The sequence below is a fragment of the Ensifer sp. R1-3 genome, from assembly GCF_056739175.1.
Genome location: NZ_CP096515.1, coordinates 505,042 through 521,277, shown reverse-complemented (window position 1 = coordinate 521,277; position 16,236 = coordinate 505,042). Strand labels below are relative to the sequence as shown.

Sequence of the window (16,236 nt, the reverse complement as noted above, 5' to 3'; positions counted from 1 at the left end):
TCAACGCGGAGGATCGTTCGCGAGCGCAATCGGCGTTCCGTGCGGCGTCCCTTCCGCTGCGCGCTGCCAGCTGCCGACCAGCGCTTCCAGTTCGGGACCGGAAGCGATGGAGAGTTCCGTCACCAGGCGGCTCAGCGCCGCAACCCAGCAATCGTAATAGTCGCTGCCGTCCGCCCTGCGGCCGGGCTTGTAGAGCTCGGCCGAAAGCGCTTCCGCCCATTCGCTCCATGAAAATACGCCCTGCTCATGAAGCCGCACGGTCATGGCGAAGGCGACCGCCTGCCAGGGCTCGGCAAAGACGGGGTCGCCCTCGCGCGATTTCGGCAGTTCCGCCGAAGCCAGAAGCGGGGAACGGGGAAGAGCAGGCGTCGATCTAAGCGTGTTCAAGATAGTTCTCCCAGGCATCGATGGAGACGGTAAGCGTCGGGTCCGCGCCCTCACCCCAGATCTCGCCGGCATCGAAGACCACCGTGTAGAGCCATTGCGGGTTCTCGCCCTTGCCGTGGGCGTTGTCGTCCGGGAAGACGAAGCTGCCCTGCACGGCCTCCACCATGCCTGTCCGGGCGCGGGCGTAGCGCGGCAGGCGCGTGTGGCTCTCCGGATTGAAGTTCTTCGTACGCACACTGTCGCCGGCGGCAAAGCGCGGCGGCGCTTCGACCGGCCGGTCGCATGGCCCGCCCTTGGCGAGCACGCCGGCCACCACGTCCGCTGTGAGCACCCGTTTCGGCTCCCGCCCCTTGTCGAGCATATGGCCGGCATCGAGCTCGGCCTGCGTCACGAAGCCATGGCGCTTGAGAAGCGTTTCCAGGGCTCGAGTCCAGATTTCATAATAGCTCGCGGAGAGATAGGTCGCCGGGGCCAGGCTTTCGCGCGCGTGCCGGCTTTCGTCCAGCGTCCAGGCACCGAAAGCGCCACAGGAAAGCGTGATGCCGAGCGCCCGCTTCTCCCACTCTGCATGGAAAATGGGCTCATTGCGTTCCGGAGCGATCGGGCCCATGCCATGCTGGCCGCCGAGATCATGCGGACCGTTCATCGCACATCCTCCGGCGAAAGGGCGAGCCCGGTGCCGATCATGGAATCGCGCGTCACGAGCTCCGCCAGGGCGTCCTCGCCGAAGCCGTCGGTCCCTTGGGGCCGCTCGGGCACGACGAGGTAGCGGAGCTCGGCCGTCGAATCCCAGACGCGGACCTTCTTTTCAGCCGACAGCTCGAGCCCGAATTCGGCAAGCACGCCGCGGGGATCGATGACGGCGCGCGAACGATAGGGCGGCGCCTTGTACCAGACCGGCGGCAGCCCCAGCACTGCCCAGGGATAGCAGGAGCACAGCGTACAGACGATGAGGTTGTGCGTCTCGGACGTGTTGAACACCGCACGCATGTGCTCGCCCTGGCGCCCGGTAAAACCGAGGCTGGCGATCGCCGCGGTCGCGTCGCGTTTCAGCCAATCGGCAAAACCCGGATCGCTCCAGGCCTTGGCGACGACGCGTGCGCCGTTTCGCGGTCCCACCTTCGTCTCGTACGCGTCGACGATCGCGTCGATCGCCGCAGGATCGATCAAACCCTTTTCCGTCAGCACCGTCTCCAACGCCTTTACCCGGGCTTCCATGTCGGTCAGGTGGTTGTCGTGGTGATGGCCGTGATCGTCGCCATGCCCATGATGACGTTCGGACATTCCTGGCTCCTCTACAGAAGGCTGCTGATCTTAATGCATTGACCCTAAAACGTCCCGTCTCGGCCGACTACCTGAGCATCGGCCAAAGGCTGACGACGAGCAAGACGGCCATGGTGATGTTGAACCATTTGAGTCGCGCAGGTTCCGAGAGCCATTGCCTGAGGGCCGAGCCGAAACCCGCCCAGGTCGAGACGCTCGGCACGTTGACGAGCGCGAAGACGAGGCCGACGACGAGCACGCTCATGAGATAGCTGTCGCTGCTCGTATAGGTGGCCATGGCCGAAACCGCCATTACCCAGGCCTTCGGATTGACCCATTGGAAAGCAGCCGCCTGCAGGAAGGTCATCGGCACCGCATTCGCCCTCCCTTTGCCGAGCGAGCGAGACGTGCCGATCTTCCAGGCGATCCAGACGAGATAGGCACCGCCGGCGAACTTCAGGGCCGTATAGAGGAGCGGCACGGAATGAAGCAGTGCGCCGAGACCGAGCCCCACGGCAATGAGAAGAACGAAGAAGCCGATGCCGATCCCCAGCATATGCGGAATCGTGCGCACGAAACCGAAGTTCACGCCCGAGGCGAACAGCATCATGTTGTTCGGTCCGGGCGTGATCGATGTCGTGAAGGCAAACAGGAACAGCGCCAGAAGCGTATCCAGTTGCATGAGTTCCTCCAAAGCCGCGGGTCTGCCGAGGACGCCGCTGCAAACCTGGGATTCGCATCGAGCAATCTCCCCGGGCGGCGCCCCTACAGCGCCGCGCGTCTGTAGCACTTTGATCTGCTGCATGTTTCCTTTGATTGGTTACGATCAAAGGAAACATGCAGCAGTGGGTCAAGCTAGCTGACCCAAATGCAACCGCCACCCAAATCTTGTCACGGTGACAAACCGAAAGCTGGGGATGCTGCGCAGGCTTGACCCCTAACGTTTTCCATGGGATAGCCACGCCATGTGTGAACATGACACCCACATTGTCGCCCGGTTCGCCGGCATCCCAACAGGCGGGATGCAGGGGCTTCGCACACGCTGACAACAGCGCCGCGCGTTCTATTGCATGCGCAAGCACGCGTAACCCCGCAGCCTCGCCCAAGCGGACGGGGCTTTCTTCTACTGCATGTTTCCTTTGATCGCATTCGATTAAAGGACAAAAACATGCGGCAGATCAAAGTGCTACAGCGACCTTTGCACGTCTGATAAGACGCGCGGCGCTGTAGTTCAGGCGCCCGTCCATCGGCATCATGGAGATGGAAAATGGCACAGAACGTTTACGACAGACCCGAATTCTTCACCGGCTACAGTCAACTCGGGCGATCCCTGCATGGACTCGCCGGCGCTGCCGAATGGCCCGCAATCCGCGCAATGCTGCCCGATCTCAGGGACTTGCGCGTCCTGGATCTCGGTTGCGGCTTCGGCTGGTTCGCCCGCTGGGCGCGGGAGAGCGGCGCGGCTCATGTCCTTGGCCTCGACCTCTCCGAGAAAATGATCGCACGCGCGCGGCAAGAGACGGAGGATCCTTCGGTCGAGTATCGAATCGCCGATCTCGAGCATCTGGTTCTGCCCGAAACGAGCTTCGGCTTCGCCTACAGCTCGCTCGCCTTCCATTACATCGAAGACTTCGACCGGTTGGTGCGAACGATCCATAGGAGTCTCCTGCCCGGATCGCATTTCGTCTTCACCATCGAACACCCGGTCTACATGGCCCCGACGAACCCTGGCTGGTCCACGGACGCCGAGGGCCGCCGCATCTGGCCGCTCGACCGCTACTCGGTCGAGGGAAAGCGTGTCACCGACTGGCTCGCCAAGGGCGTCGTCAAGTATCACCGTACGCTCGGCACGACATTGAACACCCTGATTGCAGCCGGTTTCGCGATCCGTCGCGTTCGGGAGTGGAGCCCGACCGCCGATGAGATCGCCCGCAATCCGGACCTCGCGGAAGAGGTCGACCGGCCGATGATGCTGCTCGTTGCCGCACAAAGGTAGGAGTCGGCTGCGCGGGATGCGCGAGTAGTGTTGCCATCCCTTCGCGCCGCCTTATTGGATAGGGCAAGCGCCGAATTTCAAGAAACATTCCGTAAGGTCGGTTACTTTCGCTTCTGCGCCTTGCCCTTCTTGGCGGGAGCGGCAACTGGATTTGCCGCCTCCTCGGCCTCTTTCTCCAGCCGCATCTGTTTGAGGCGAGCCGTCTTCTTCACACGCGCTGCAGCCTCCTGCTCGATAATGGCGCGTGACGCAATTGTGGCCTGATCCGCGCGATCCGCAGGGTTCTTCTTCTCGGCCTTGAAAATGCGGTTGCCGACGTCCTTCATGCGAGATCCTCCATCAAATTTCAGCCAATAAAAAAGGCCGGGACAGGCCCGACCTTCCTCATCATCTCAACCCGCCGCGCCAGTACATCCGTGGTCACGGGCGGGGAGACAATAATGTCATGAAGTGCCGTGTTAGGGCACAAACGCGCGATCCGTTCAGAGAGCGCGAAGGTTGTCCGCCGAGGTCTTGCCCGAGCGCCGATCCTGCGTCAGCTCGAAGCTTACCTTCTGCCCGTCTTTCAGCGTGGACAGGCCGGCGCGTTCAACCGCCGAAATATGGACGAACACGTCAGCGGCGCCGTCATCTGGCTGGATGAAACCGAAGCCCTTGGTGCTGTTGAACCACTTTACCGTTCCAGAAGCCACGTCGATGTCCTTTCAATAGCCATGGAAAACCGCCACCGCATAAAAACGGTGTATCAAAACCGATGTTGTCAGGATTTTCGTGACGATGCGCCTTGGCGCAGAAACAAATATCGTCGATCAATATCGATACCGAGCTATGTAGGTCATCATTGTGTTTCTTACAAGGCACAATTTCATTTTCTTTCGAGAGAAGACTATCGGCGCGACCGCAGGCGGCGCCCCGGCCAAGGCAGCAATGCTGCAACTAGCTTGTGGACTTTCCCCCAACGGGCCTTAAATCTCCGCACTGGACCAACTCTCAGGACAATCCCCCATGCACGATCCGATCCCGACCATCGCTTTTCCGGACGGCCGTAAGGTTCCCGCGCTCGGCCAGGGGACATGGCGGATGGGTGAAAACCGCGCGAAGTCCGCCGACGAAGTCCGCAGCCTGCAAACCGGGCTCGATCTCGGCATGACGCTGATCGACACTGCAGAGATGTACGGCGACGGCGCTGCCGAACGTATCGTGGGAGAAGCGATCAAGGGTCGGCGCGACGAGGCATTCGTCGTCAGCAAGGTGCTGCCCTCCAACGCCAGCCGGGCGGGTACGGTTGCCGCCTGCGAACGCAGCCTGCGCAATCTCGGCATCGACTGCGTCGACCTTTACCTTCTGCACTGGCGCGGCGGCTATCCGCTCGCCGAGACCGTCGCCGCTTTCGAAGAGCTGAAGAAGGCCGGCAAGATCCGTGCCTGGGGCGTCTCCAATTTCGACGTCGACGACATGGAGGAACTGTCGGCCGTTCCTGACGGCGGCAACGTCGCGGCCAATCAGGTGCTCTACAATCTCGCCCGCCGCGGCATCGAATTCGACCTGCTGCCCCGGTGCCGCGATCAAGGCGTGCCGGTCATGGCCTATTCACCGCTCGACGAGGGCCGCCTTCTGCATGACGCCGATCTGATTCACATCGCCAAGGCGCATCAGGCGACGCCCGCCCAGGTGGCACTCGCCTTTTTGAAGACGTGTTCCGGCGTCATCTCGATCCCGAAGACCGGTTCGCCCGAACGCGCCCGCGAAAACCGCGACGCGATGGATATCCACCTGACGACGGAAAATCTCGCCGAACTCGACCGCCACTTCCCGCCGCCGAGGAGGAAGACGCGGCTGGAGGTGATTTGAGGAGCGATCATGGCGAGCGTTGCCCCGATTGCCCCTCATCCGCCTGCCGGCACCTTCTCCCCGCAAGCGGGGCGAAGGGACAAGCCTCGAACTCTCGCTCCAAAGTACCCTCTCCCCGCGCGCGGTGAGAGGGCTAGTCCTCGGGTTAAACCCGAGGAGAGGGGCAGTCACAGGTACAGAACGTCTCTGTTGCGGTTGAGGGAGCTTCTTCACATCCCCTGGGGCCCGCGGTTCATCGCGGCGATGCCGGTGCGGCAGACTTCGATCAGCCCGAGCGGCTTCATGATGGCGATGAACTGCTCGATCTTGGAAGGCTTGCCGGTGATCTCGAAGACGAAGTGATCGATATTGGCGTCGATGACCGAGGCGCGGAAGGCGTCGGCGAGTCTGAGCGCCTCCACCCGATGTTCGCCCGAGCCGTGTACCTTGACGAGCGCCAGTTCACGCTCGATCGGCCGCTCATGGCCGAGGCCGGCGGCGCGGACCGTGAGATCCACGACCCGGTGCACCGGCACCAGACGTTCGAGCTGGTTCTTGATCTGCTCGAGCACGTGCGGCGTGCCGCGGGTCACGATGGTGATGCGCGACAGATGAGCCTCGTGCTCCGTCTCGGAGACCGTCAGGCTCTCGATATTGTAGCCACGGCCGGAGAAAAGGCCGATGACGCGGGCGAGCACGCCCGGCTCGTTGTCGACCAGAACGGAAAGGGTGTGCGTTTCCGCAAGCTCCGTTTCCTTGGCGATGAAGTAGGCGGAGCCCGTCGGCTGAAGATGTGCATTCATTTTCCTGTTCCTACCCTTATCCTCAAACGAGCTGGCGGCCCTTGGCGTCGATGGCGTTGGCGACCACCTCGTCCGTGGCCTCGTCGGGGAGCAGCATTTCGTTATGCGCCTTGCCCGAAGGGATCATCGGGAAGCAGTTGGCGAGATTGGCGACGCGGCAGTCGAAGATGACCGGAGCCGGAGTGTCGATCATCTGCCGGATCGCATCGTCGAGCTCTCCCGGCTTTTCGCAACGGATGCCGACGCCGCCATAGGCCTCGGCGAGCTTGACGAAGTCAGGCATCGCCTCGGTGTAGGAATGCGACAGGCGGTTGCCGTGCAGGAGTTGCTGCCACTGCCGGACCATGCCCATATATTGGTTGTTCAGGATGAAGATCTTGACCGGCAGGCCGTACTGAACCGCACACGACATCTCCTGGATGCACATCTGGATCGAGGCGTCGCCGGCGATGTCGATGACGAGGCTCTCCGGATGCGCGACCTGGACGCCGACCGCGGCCGGGAATCCGTAGCCCATGGTCCCGAGGCCGCCCGAGGTCATCCAGCGGTTCGGCTCTTCGAAGCCGAAGAACTGCGCGGCCCACATCTGGTGCTGGCCGACCTCGGTGGTGATGTAGGTGTCGCGGTCCTTGGTGAGCTCGTATAGCCGCTGGATCGCATATTGCGGCATGATGACGTCGGCACTCGGCGTATAGGCCAGAGAGTTGCGCGCCCGCCACTTGGAGATCGACTTCCACCAGTCGCCAAGCCGCGTCTGGTCGACCGTCTTGGCCGCAGCCCGCCACAGGCGAATCATGTCCTCGAGAACAGCGGCGACATCGCCGATGATCGGAACGTCGACGCGGACGTTCTTATTGATCGAGGACGGGTCGATGTCGATGTGGATCTTCTTGGAGTTGGGCGAGAAGGCATTGAGCCGGCCGGTGATCCGGTCGTCGAAGCGCGCGCCGATGCAGATCATGACGTCGCAATCATGCATCGCCAGGTTGGCTTCGTAGGTCCCGTGCATCCCGAGCATGCCGAGCCAGTTTTTGCCGGAGGCAGGATAGGCGCCGAGGCCCATCAGGGTCGACGTGATCGGGAAGCCGGTGAGCTCGACCAGCTCGCGCAGGAAATGCGCGGCTTGCGGCCCGGAATTGATGACGCCGCCGCCCGAATAGATGACCGGCTGGCGCGCCGTTTTCATGAGCGCGACCGCCTCCTCGATCTTCTTCAGGTCCCCTTGGGTCTTCGGCTGGTAGCTCTTCTGCGTCGGAACGGCCGAAGGCGGCGTATAGGTGCCGGTTGCGAACTGGACGTCCTTCGGAATGTCGACGACGACCGGACCCGGACGGCCGGACTGAGCGACGCGGAAAGCCTCATGGATGACGCGGGCGAGCTCGTTGACGTCCCTGACCAGCCAGTTGTGCTTGGTACAGGGCCGCGTGATGCCGATCGTGTCGCATTCCTGGAAGGCGTCCGAACCGATCAGCGACGTCGGTACCTGCCCCGAGATGCAGACGAGCGGGATCGAGTCCATCAGCGCGTCCTGCAGCGGCGTGACCGCATTGGTCGCTCCCGGGCCGGAAGTCACCAGCATGACGCCGACCTTGCCGGTGGAGCGGGCATAACCTTCGGCCATGTGGCCGGCGCCCTGCTCGTGGCGGACGAGGATGTGCTGGATATCCTCCTGCTGGAAAATCTCGTCGTAGATCGGGAGCACGGCACCGCCGGGATAGCCGAAGATGTGTTCGACGCCATTGTCTTTCAAAGCCTGGAGAACGATCTCCGCGCCCGTCATCTGGTTCTCAGTTCCGCTCATTGGCCTGCTTCCGTCCCTCGTTCAGGTTTGGGTGAATAACGTGTTTGAAGGCATAAAAAAAGGCCCCGTCAGGAGCCTCGTTCAGCGCATGGGTGGCTACCGCCGGATGGTTACACCATCCTGCCCATGCGCCGTCCCACCACAAGAATAACCGCGAAATTTTTCATGGGGCGATTTGTTAAACGGAAATTCCCCATCCGTCAACGGCTTTGGCGTGACCTGATCGGCAAGGCTTGTGAGCAACCAGTTATTAAACCGCAGCCGCTATCCTGGGACCAGCAAGGAAACAGGCGCCGGATTTCGGTGCGCATCCTGCTGTGATTGGCGTTTTCGCCCGAGGTGCTGCGTTGCTCGAAAGTGGAAATCAATCGGCGCCTCGCGCCGCCGAGACGGATCGCCGCGATACGTTGAAGCCCGGCAATCGATTTCTCGGGCGGGTCGTCGCCTGCAACGGCTCGCGCGCCACGATCGCGGCGGTCGCCGAAAATGGCGAGACTTCGCTCACCGAGCTCTGGTCGGTCGGCAAACTGGTTTCGATTTCCGTCGGCACCAACCGTGTCGTCGCCCTCGTCTATTCGATGCAGACCATTTCCGAGGGTTGGGGCGAAGAGGTCAACAACACTTTCCGCATCGAAGTGGAATTGATGGGCGAGGTTCATGTCGGTCCGGATGGGCGGGAAGAGTTTTCCGCCGGCATCAGCCGCTATCCCTATCTCGGAGCGATTGCCCACCGCATCCGCGTGAGCGATCTCGCCCGCATCTACGACTCCGGTCAATCGGACAGTTGCGTCATCGGCAAGCTGACGCAGGACGAAAGCCTCGACGCCACCATCCATGTACCTTCCATGCTTTCCAAGCACTTTGCGATCGTCGGCACCACCGGCGTCGGCAAGTCGACCGCCGTGACACTGCTCCTGAACAAGGCGATCGCCGCCGACCCGAAGCTGCGTGTGCTGATCCTCGATCCGCACAACGAGTTCGCCGCCGCCTTTCCGGACCAGGCGGTGGTCATCGACACGGATACGCTCGACCTCCCCTTCTGGTTCTTCCGGCTCGAGGAGTTGGCCGAGGTCATCTTTCGTGGGCGCCCGCCGGTGCCGGACGAGCTCGATATCCTGCGCGACGTCATCGCGGACGCAAAAAAGGCGTTCAAGGGCGGCGAATCCGGCCTGATGCGGCGGCAGACGGAAAAGAGCTCGATCACCGCAGATACGCCCGTCCCGTACCGCATCGCCGACCTCCTGGCGCTGATCGATGAGCGCATCGGCCGGCTGGAGGGGCGCAACGACAAGCCGTACCTGCGCTCCCTCAAGGTCAGGATCGTCTCCGCAGTCAACGATCCGCGCTACCATTTCATGTTCTCGCAGAACACGATCACGGACACGATCGAGGACACGATTGCAAAGATCTTCCGCATTCCGGGCGACGGCAAGCCGATCGCCACCTTCGAGCTTGCCGGGATCCCTTCGGAAGTCGTCAATTCCCTCGCCTCCGTGCTCTGCCGCATGGCCTTCGAGATAGGCCTCTGGGGCAATGGCGCCATCCATATGCTGGTCGTTTGCGAAGAGGCGCACCGCTATGTGCCGGCCGATCCGTCGCTCGGCTTTGTGCCGACACGCCAGGCTATTGCACGGATCGCCAAGGAGGGTCGCAAATACGGAGTCTCGCTCGGCATCATCACCCAGCGGCCGGGCGAGCTCGATCCTACGATCCTGTCGCAATGCTCGACGGTCTTCGCCATGCGGCTCGCCAATGATCGCGACCAGGAAATCATCCGCTCGGCGATCGCCAATTCGTCGATCTCCACCACCAGCTTCATTTCGTCGATCGGCAACGGCGAGGCAATCGCCTTCGGCGAGGCGGTCGCAGTACCGATGCGCATGCGCTTTGCCCGCGTCGACGATGCGCGGTTGCCCCGCGCCCACGGCATCACCGACAAGGTTGACGACGACGCGCCGCCCCTCGCCGACCTCCGTTCGATCGTCAGCCGAATGCGTGCCGTGAACGGTCCCGACATATCGAGTTTCCAACAGAGCTATCTGGCGTCACAGACGAAGCAGGCGCCGGTGCTCGAGGACGACAACTGGAGCGGGAAAGGCAACGGAACCGAGGTCGCGGACTCCCTTTCGCGACGATACCCCGCATTCGAGCCCTATAGCCCCGACATGCTTCCCCGCTCGTCCGAGCCGGGAAACCCGGAGATCGAACGCTTCAGCCGGATCCGCGAGCAGGTCCTGTCCGGAGAGGCGGAGAGGCTATCGGGCCGACCCGCCAAGGCGCCCGGCCAATCGGATGCGGGCTTCGGCAAGCCGGCACCGCGTCAGGAGGGGTCGCTTCGCGAAAGCCTGCTCAGGCGACCACTCGGCAGCCTTATCCGCAAATGAAGCAGAAGCGGACGGTACGGCGTGTCCCGGCAGCTGAACCTGCGCTGATTGCAATTTTGGATCCGGGGGCTCTTCTCAAGCGTTGAGGTGACGTCAAGGCGAGGAGACGACCATGGACGACAATGACGCATGGAGAAACGAGCGGCGGCTCTGGCTCGAGGGTTCCGATCCTTATCGCGAATTGCTGGACGAAGACTGCATCATGGCATTCCCTGCGCCGGTCGGTCTGCTGCGCGGAAGATCGGTCATAATCCGAAGTCTCCAGGGAATTCCGCGGTGGGAGCATCTCACGATCAGCGAGAAGGTCATGAGCCGGATCGGCGAGAACTTTATCGTACTCGGCTATCTTGCGGAGGCGCGACGCGCGGAAGGCGGGCCTTATGCGGCCTGTTGCACCTCGACCTACCACGGCGTCGGAGCAGACTGGAAGCTCATTCAACACCAGCACACGCCGGTCGATTGACCTGCAGCACCGCAAGCCTCCGCCTCCGTTGCGCGGAGCGAATTGGGATGAAAATCATGGAAGAGATTTTGAGGCGCTTCTTCGAGCGCTACGAGAGCATGGCCAATCAGGTCCTTGCGGGGACGCTTCCGGTCGGAGATACGACCTCCGCCTTCGCCTCGGACTTTATCGCCGCCTCGCCGGCCGGAGTCATGACGGGGAAAAACGACGAAACCCTGACGGTTTCCATGGAGAAGGGCTACGCCCGCTATCGCGCGATCGGCACCAGGGAATTGAAGATCCGCAAAACCACTGTCACCCCGATCGATGCGCTGCATTTTCTGGTACAGGTCGATTGGCGCTCCGTCTTCGACGCGGAGGAGCAGCCGAATGTCACCATCGATTTCGAGGTCCATTACCTCGTTCAGCTGCGTGACGGGGAGCCGAAGATTTTCGGCTGGATCAGCGGCGACGAAGAGGCGGTATTGAAGGAACACGGCATCGACTGATGCTGCTGATGCCGCTTCAGACCGCAGCATAGGGACTACAATCTCTCTCCCCCGTCATCTCTGTGCTTGTGACAGGGATGAGGAGGTCAAACAGGTCGACCCGACCTAAATCGTGATCTAGCCCAAGGCATCCGGGTCCTCGATACGCTGCCAGGTCTCGTCAAGCTGGTTGCGAAACCAGGTCATCTGGCGCTTGGCATATTGCCGCGTCGCAGCCGCGCCGGCCTCGATCACCTGCTTTTCGCTCATCTCGCCTTTCAGCATCGCTGCGATCTGTGGGACGCCGATCGCCTTCATCACCGGCATCTCCGGAGGAAGGCGGAGCGCGAGAAGCGCGCGGACCTCCTCGACGGCGCCTCTCGCAAGCATCGTCTCGAAGCGCCGATCGATACGGCCATGAAGAACCGGCCGCTCCGGCAATACGACGATTTTCTGCGCTCGCGCCGGGTCGATGATCACCGGCCCACGGCTCTGCTGGTAAGATCCGATCGGCCTTCCCGTCGCCTCGATTATCTCCAGCGCGCGCACGATACGCTGCCCATCGCTGGGCCGCACGCGCCCCGCCGTCTCCGGATCGCGTACGGAAAGTTCACCGTGGAGCGCCTCGGCCCCCTCCTCCGTCAGGCGGGTGCGCAAGCGCTTGCGGGTTTCGAGCGGAATCTCGGGCATATCCGAAAGCCCTCCCGTCAGCGCTTTGAAATAGAGGCCCGTGCCGCCGACGAAGACCGGCAGCCGCCCTTCTTTCCCCAGCCGCGCCACGAGCGCTTCCGCTTCGCGGAGCCACACGCCGGTGGAATAGGCCCGGCCCGGCGGGACATGACCGTAAAGGAAATGCTCGACGCCACCCATCTCGCTTTCATCCGGCCGCGCGGTCAGAACTTTCAGCGTCCCGTAAACCTGCATGCTATCCGCATTGATCACGACGCCGCCGTGCCTTTGCGCGAGCTTCACCGCGAGCGCGGACTTGCCGCTGGCCGTCGGCCCGGTTATCAGGATCGCGTCGATGTCTCTCGCAAGGTTTTGCATCATGGCTCTCGTTGCCACGCTTATCGCTAATCCGTCAAATCCCGTTCTGACGCCGGCACGCGCGGAAGCGGCGGCGGAAAGGCTCGATGCATCCGGGCTCTATTGGCTCGCGGACGGTATTGCCTGCGACATCGTATTGAGGGATGGCGCCGAGGCCGGCGAAGCGGAAGCTCGGCTGCGCCAGGCGGTCGCCGGCGCCGCGATCGACGTCGCCGTGCAGGATGCCGAAAGCCGCCGCAAGCGATTTCTGATCGCCGACATGGACTCCACCATGATCGGACAGGAATGCATCGACGAGCTGGCCGCGGAAGTCGGCTTGAAGGAAAAGGTCGCGGCAATCACCGCGCGCGCCATGAACGGCGAGATCGCTTTCGAGCCGGCACTCGTCGAAAGAGTGGCGCTTCTCCAGGGCCTGCCCGTTACCGTCGTCGCGGAGGTCATAGCCACGCGTATCACATTGACGCCGGGTGGCCGCGAACTGATCGCCACCATGAAGGCGAAGGGACATTACAGCGCCCTCGTCTCCGGCGGCTTCACCGTGTTCACCGGCCCCATCGCAGAGAAGCTCGGATTCGACGAAAACCGTGCCAACATTCTCGTTGAGGAGAACGGCAAGCTGACCGGCGACGTTGCCCGGCCGATCCTCGGCAAGCAGGCCAAGGTCGACGCGCTCATCGACATTTCGGAACGGCTCGGCATCACGCCGGCGGACGTCATCGCCGTCGGCGACGGTGCCAACGATCTCGGAATGCTGCAGCTTGCCGGCACTGGGGTAGCGCTCCACGCCAAGCCCGTCGTTGCCGAACAGGCGAAGATCCGTATCGACCATGGCGACCTCACCGCCCTGCTCTATCTCCAGGGATACCGCAGGACGGATTTCGTGACGTGATCATCCTCGAGACCGGGCGGCTCAGGCTCCGCGCCTGGATCGAGACCGATCGCGAACTCTTTGCCGAGATCAACAGCGATCCCGCGGTCATGGAGTTCTTCCCGTTCCGCCGCACCCGCGCGGAGGCCGACGCGCTTTTCGACCGCAACAACCGCAACATCCGCGAAACCGGCTTCGGCTTCTTCGCGCTCGCGCTCCGTGAGAACGACGCGCCGATCGGCTTCTGCGGACTTGCACGCACCGACCTCGAACCGCACCTGCCCGACGGTACCGTCGAGATCGGCTGGCGCCTGGCTGTCCGCCATTGGGGAAAGGGCTACGTGACGGAGGCAGCGCGGGCGCTTCTCGATTATGGATTCAGCGAGAGGAAGCTCGGGGAGATCGGCGCCATCGCCGTTCCGGCCAACACTCGCTCCACCGCCGTGATGAAGCGGATCGGCATGCGCCCGGATTCCAAGCGCGACTTCGATCATCCCGGCGTCCCGGACACGCATCCCCATCTCAGACGCCACGTGCTTTACGCAACAACCGCGGAAGAATGGCGGCGGGATGGCTCGGCCGCGAAGCGGTAGCACCCCGTCGCCACGGCCGGGAGCGCGAGCTCTATTCCATCCGCACCGTCACGAAGCGCAGTTCGCCGCTCTTGTTCGCGATCATCAGCAAGGCGTTGCGGCGCCCGTCGGCCTTCAGTTCGGTGACGCGTGAGGTGACATCCTCCGGCGTTTCCATTGCTTCCTGACCGAGTTCGACGATCACCTCGCCCGGCTCCACCCGACGCTCCGCCGCGGGCGAATTGGGCTGTACCTCGGTGATCACGACGCCTTTGACGCTTTCGGCGATGCCGAAACTCTGGCGACTGTCGGCGTCGAGCTCGGCAAGCTTCATTCCGAGCACCGTGTCGCTCGCAGGCAGTTGCGCGGCCGGCGGCTCGCCGGGCTTCGCCTCACCGCCATTCGGCAGCACTTCCCCCGGTTTCGCATTGGCGAGCTGCTCGCCATCCTCCAGCCGACCGAGCGTCACGCGAACGGTCTGTTCCTTGCCGTCGCGGATGATGACCACATCGACCGCCTTGCCTACCGGGCTCTCGCCGACAGTGCGCATGAGGTCGCGGATTTCCGCGATATCCGTTCCGTCGAAGCGGATGATGATGTCGCCCGGCTTGATCTCGCCCTTGGTGATCGGACCGCCTTCGATGATGCCCGAAACGAGCGCGCCGCGTGGCAGCTCCATCTTCAGGCTCTCGGCGATATCGTCCGTGACGGGCTGGATCCGTACACCGAGCCAGCCACGGCGGGTTTCGCCGAATTCCTTGAGTTGATTGACGACGTTCACCGCAAGCTCCGCCGGCACGGCAAAGCCGATACCGACCGACATGCCGGTCTGCGAAAGGATCGCCGTATTGATGCCGACGACCTCACCCTGCATGTTGAAGAGTGGACCGCCCGAATTGCCGCGGTTGATGGCCGCATCGGTCTGGATGAAACTGTCGTAGGGTCCGGCATTGATATTGCGACCGCGTGCGGAGACGACACCCACGGACACGGATACGCCAAGGCCGAACGGATTGCCGACGACCATCACCCAATCGCCGATCCTGATCTTTCGCGAGTCGCCGAAGGAGACGGCCTTGAGCGGCTTCTTCGGTTCGACCTTCAGGAGGGCGAGGTCGGTTTTCGTATCCATGCCGACAAGCTTCGCCTTCAGTTTCGACCCATCGGAGAAGTTGATCTCGATATCGTCGGCATCCTGGATGACGTGGTTGTTGGTGACTATGTATCCGGCCGGATCGATGATGAAGCCCGAACCGAGCGAGTTGACCGTGCGCGGCCGGCCGCCCTCGCCGCCCTGTCCCCTGAAAAACTCGTCGAAGAACTCCTGATGCGGCGATCCTTCCGGCACCTGCGGCATCGGCGCATTGTCGTCGTCGCTCTTGACGTTCTGCGAAATCGATATGTTGACGACGGCGTCGAGCAGTCCCTCGGCGAGATCGGCAACGGACGGCGGGCCGGCCGGAGGCCGGGACGTGGCCGTCTGGGCCAGCGTCGCATTGGTGAATATGAGTGCCGTCGCGGCCGCCAGCACCAGGCCGCGGAAGAATTCGGGTCGTTTCGACAAGTCGCTAGGCTCCTATCATTTCCCTTACGTAACGCCGGTCCCCGGCCGTCCGGCAAGGATGATGCATGAACATCGTTCGGCTGCAACGAACTACAGCGCAGCGCGGCCTGATCGAGACGCGCAACACGCGAACCTTCTCTTGAAGATACGGCGGAATTCCGAAGCGTCCAAACACGATTTCCTGATCCGGGCAGCGAACCGGCGGCGCCTCAGATGGTTATTTCGTGTCCGTGCTCCTTCAGAGCCTCCACGGCCTGCTCGAGATTGGACCCCGCGACGAAGACGTAGTCGGTGCTGAAGGTCGAATTGGCGAAGACGCCGACACCTGCCTCCGAAAGCGGCCGCAGCACCGACGACAGAACGCCGGGCACGTCGAAACTGAAGTGCTGCTCGATGCGGAAGCAGCGCCAGCCGAGCGAACTCTGCACGCTCGATGGAACACGGGCGGCGCGACAGACGAGCGTCATTTCCTCGCGGGAACTGGAAACCGTCCAGAACCCCGGACCCGGCAGCCACTCGGGAATCGCGGATCCGACGTTCAGACGGGTAATGGCATATTCGGCATCGACCAGCCGGATGAGCAATTTATGTGGCATTCGCATTATCCTCGAAGCAACCATACAAGCCCGACGCCGACGGCCACCGAAGTCAATCCGGCCAATCGGAGCTGATGTTCAGGGACATACGGCAATCGCTTCGCCAGTTCCACCAAAACCAAAGGGGCCAGTGCGTACACCAGCCCCTCGATGATCAGGAAAAAAGCCAGACCGGTCAGAAAGTCGGACATCGTC

19 protein-coding genes are annotated in these 16,236 nt (G+C 62.6%); 7 read left to right on the top strand and 12 right to left on the bottom strand.

From position 1 onward, the window contains the following. The 4 genes from M1D43_RS02525 to M1D43_RS02510 form a co-directional block, all read right to left on the bottom strand. Window positions 1–387, bottom strand: coding sequence for a nitrile hydratase accessory protein (locus M1D43_RS02525; protein ID WP_153312983.1), 387 nt, complete (start codon window positions 385–387; stop codon window positions 1–3). Beyond that, window positions 374–1,033, bottom strand: coding sequence for a nitrile hydratase subunit beta (gene nthB, locus M1D43_RS02520; RefSeq protein ID WP_153312982.1), 660 nt, complete (start codon window positions 1,031–1,033; stop codon window positions 374–376). Before nthB ends, M1D43_RS02525 begins: the two co-directional genes overlap by 14 nt. Further along, window positions 1,030–1,671 carry a nitrile hydratase subunit alpha gene (gene nthA, locus M1D43_RS02515; protein ID WP_127597268.1) on the bottom strand — a complete coding sequence of 214 codons (642 nt, stop codon included), beginning with the start codon at window positions 1,669–1,671 and terminating at the stop codon, window positions 1,030–1,032. Before nthA ends, nthB begins: the two co-directional genes overlap by 4 nt. A gap of 67 nt (window positions 1,672–1,738) precedes the next feature. After that, the gene (locus M1D43_RS02510) at window positions 1,739–2,332 is read right to left on the bottom strand and encodes a LysE family translocator (RefSeq protein ID WP_127597270.1); all 594 of its coding nucleotides are present in this window, start codon (window positions 2,330–2,332) and stop codon (window positions 1,739–1,741) included. Between the two features lie 585 nt (window positions 2,333–2,917). Between M1D43_RS02510 and M1D43_RS02505 the strand changes: the two genes are divergently transcribed. Further along, window positions 2,918–3,646, top strand: coding sequence for a class I SAM-dependent methyltransferase (locus tag M1D43_RS02505; protein WP_153312979.1), 729 nt, complete (start codon window positions 2,918–2,920; stop codon window positions 3,644–3,646). Window positions 3,647–3,747: 101 nt separating this feature from the next. Here M1D43_RS02505 and M1D43_RS02500 read toward each other — a convergent pair whose 3' ends face one another. Then, entirely contained in the window at window positions 3,748–3,972 is a 225-nt protein-coding gene (locus tag M1D43_RS02500) for a hypothetical protein (protein ID WP_003533858.1), read from the bottom strand. A 156-nt stretch (window positions 3,973–4,128) separates the two neighbouring features. Next, a complete protein-coding gene (locus M1D43_RS02495) occupies window positions 4,129–4,338 on the bottom strand; it encodes a cold-shock protein (protein WP_003533862.1) in 210 nt (69 codons plus the stop codon). A gap of 313 nt (window positions 4,339–4,651) precedes the next feature. On the opposite strand from M1D43_RS02495, the gene M1D43_RS02490 reads away from it, so the two are divergent. Beyond that, on the top strand, window positions 4,652–5,497 hold the full coding sequence (locus tag M1D43_RS02490; protein ID WP_027992354.1) for an aldo/keto reductase: 846 nt from the start codon (window positions 4,652–4,654) through the stop codon (window positions 5,495–5,497). 209 nt (window positions 5,498–5,706) lie between these two features. Here the strand turns inward: M1D43_RS02490 and ilvN are convergent, their stop codons facing one another. Together ilvN and M1D43_RS02480 are read right to left on the bottom strand one after the other, a co-directional pair. Next, entirely contained in the window at window positions 5,707–6,279 is a 573-nt protein-coding gene (gene ilvN / locus M1D43_RS02485) for an acetolactate synthase small subunit (RefSeq protein ID WP_003534906.1), read from the bottom strand. A gap of 22 nt (window positions 6,280–6,301) precedes the next feature. Next, complete coding sequence (locus M1D43_RS02480; RefSeq protein ID WP_010969708.1) at window positions 6,302–8,080, bottom strand: acetolactate synthase 3 large subunit; 1,779 nt, start codon at window positions 8,078–8,080, stop codon at window positions 6,302–6,304. 347 nt (window positions 8,081–8,427) lie between these two features. Here M1D43_RS02480 and M1D43_RS02475 point away from each other — a divergent pair, with 347 nt between their 5' ends. From M1D43_RS02475 to M1D43_RS02465, 3 genes are all read left to right on the top strand, one after another. Then, window positions 8,428–10,464 carry an ATP-binding protein gene (locus M1D43_RS02475; RefSeq protein WP_003534910.1) on the top strand — a complete coding sequence of 679 codons (2,037 nt, stop codon included), beginning with the start codon at window positions 8,428–8,430 and terminating at the stop codon, window positions 10,462–10,464. A gap of 112 nt (window positions 10,465–10,576) precedes the next feature. After that, complete coding sequence (locus M1D43_RS02470) at window positions 10,577–10,927, top strand: hypothetical protein (RefSeq protein WP_003534912.1); 351 nt, start codon at window positions 10,577–10,579, stop codon at window positions 10,925–10,927. 47 nt (window positions 10,928–10,974) lie between these two features. Next, the gene (locus tag M1D43_RS02465) at window positions 10,975–11,415 is read left to right on the top strand and encodes a DUF6841 family protein (protein WP_010969710.1); all 441 of its coding nucleotides are present in this window, start codon (window positions 10,975–10,977) and stop codon (window positions 11,413–11,415) included. A gap of 117 nt (window positions 11,416–11,532) precedes the next feature. Here M1D43_RS02465 and miaA read toward each other — a convergent pair whose 3' ends face one another. Then, window positions 11,533–12,444 carry a tRNA (adenosine(37)-N6)-dimethylallyltransferase MiaA gene (gene miaA / locus M1D43_RS02460; RefSeq protein ID WP_153313924.1) on the bottom strand — a complete coding sequence of 304 codons (912 nt, stop codon included), beginning with the start codon at window positions 12,442–12,444 and terminating at the stop codon, window positions 11,533–11,535. On the opposite strand from miaA, the gene serB reads away from it, so the two are divergent. Together serB and M1D43_RS02450 are read left to right on the top strand one after the other, a co-directional pair. After that, window positions 12,443–13,330, top strand: coding sequence for a phosphoserine phosphatase SerB (serB, locus tag M1D43_RS02455; protein ID WP_153313925.1), 888 nt, complete (start codon window positions 12,443–12,445; stop codon window positions 13,328–13,330). The genes miaA and serB overlap by 2 nt on opposite strands. Next, a complete protein-coding gene (locus tag M1D43_RS02450; RefSeq protein ID WP_318853413.1) occupies window positions 13,327–13,902 on the top strand; it encodes a GNAT family N-acetyltransferase in 576 nt (191 codons plus the stop codon). The genes serB and M1D43_RS02450 overlap by 4 nt, the downstream gene beginning before the upstream one ends. 31 nt (window positions 13,903–13,933) lie before the next feature. Here M1D43_RS02450 and M1D43_RS02445 read toward each other — a convergent pair whose 3' ends face one another. The 3 genes from M1D43_RS02445 to M1D43_RS02435 all read right to left on the bottom strand — a co-directional run bounded on the left by M1D43_RS02445 (window position 13,934) and on the right by M1D43_RS02435 (window position 16,232). Then, the gene (locus tag M1D43_RS02445) at window positions 13,934–15,445 is read right to left on the bottom strand and encodes a Do family serine endopeptidase (RefSeq protein WP_003534918.1); all 1,512 of its coding nucleotides are present in this window, start codon (window positions 15,443–15,445) and stop codon (window positions 13,934–13,936) included. A gap of 209 nt (window positions 15,446–15,654) precedes the next feature. Further along, entirely contained in the window at window positions 15,655–16,041 is a 387-nt protein-coding gene (locus M1D43_RS02440; protein ID WP_003534920.1) for an ACT domain-containing protein, read from the bottom strand. A gap of 5 nt (window positions 16,042–16,046) precedes the next feature. Beyond that, window positions 16,047–16,232 (bottom strand): DUF2065 domain-containing protein, encoded by a 186-nt coding sequence (locus M1D43_RS02435; RefSeq protein ID WP_003534922.1) that lies wholly within the window; start codon window positions 16,230–16,232, stop codon window positions 16,047–16,049. Window positions 16,233–16,236 lie beyond the last annotated feature (4 nt).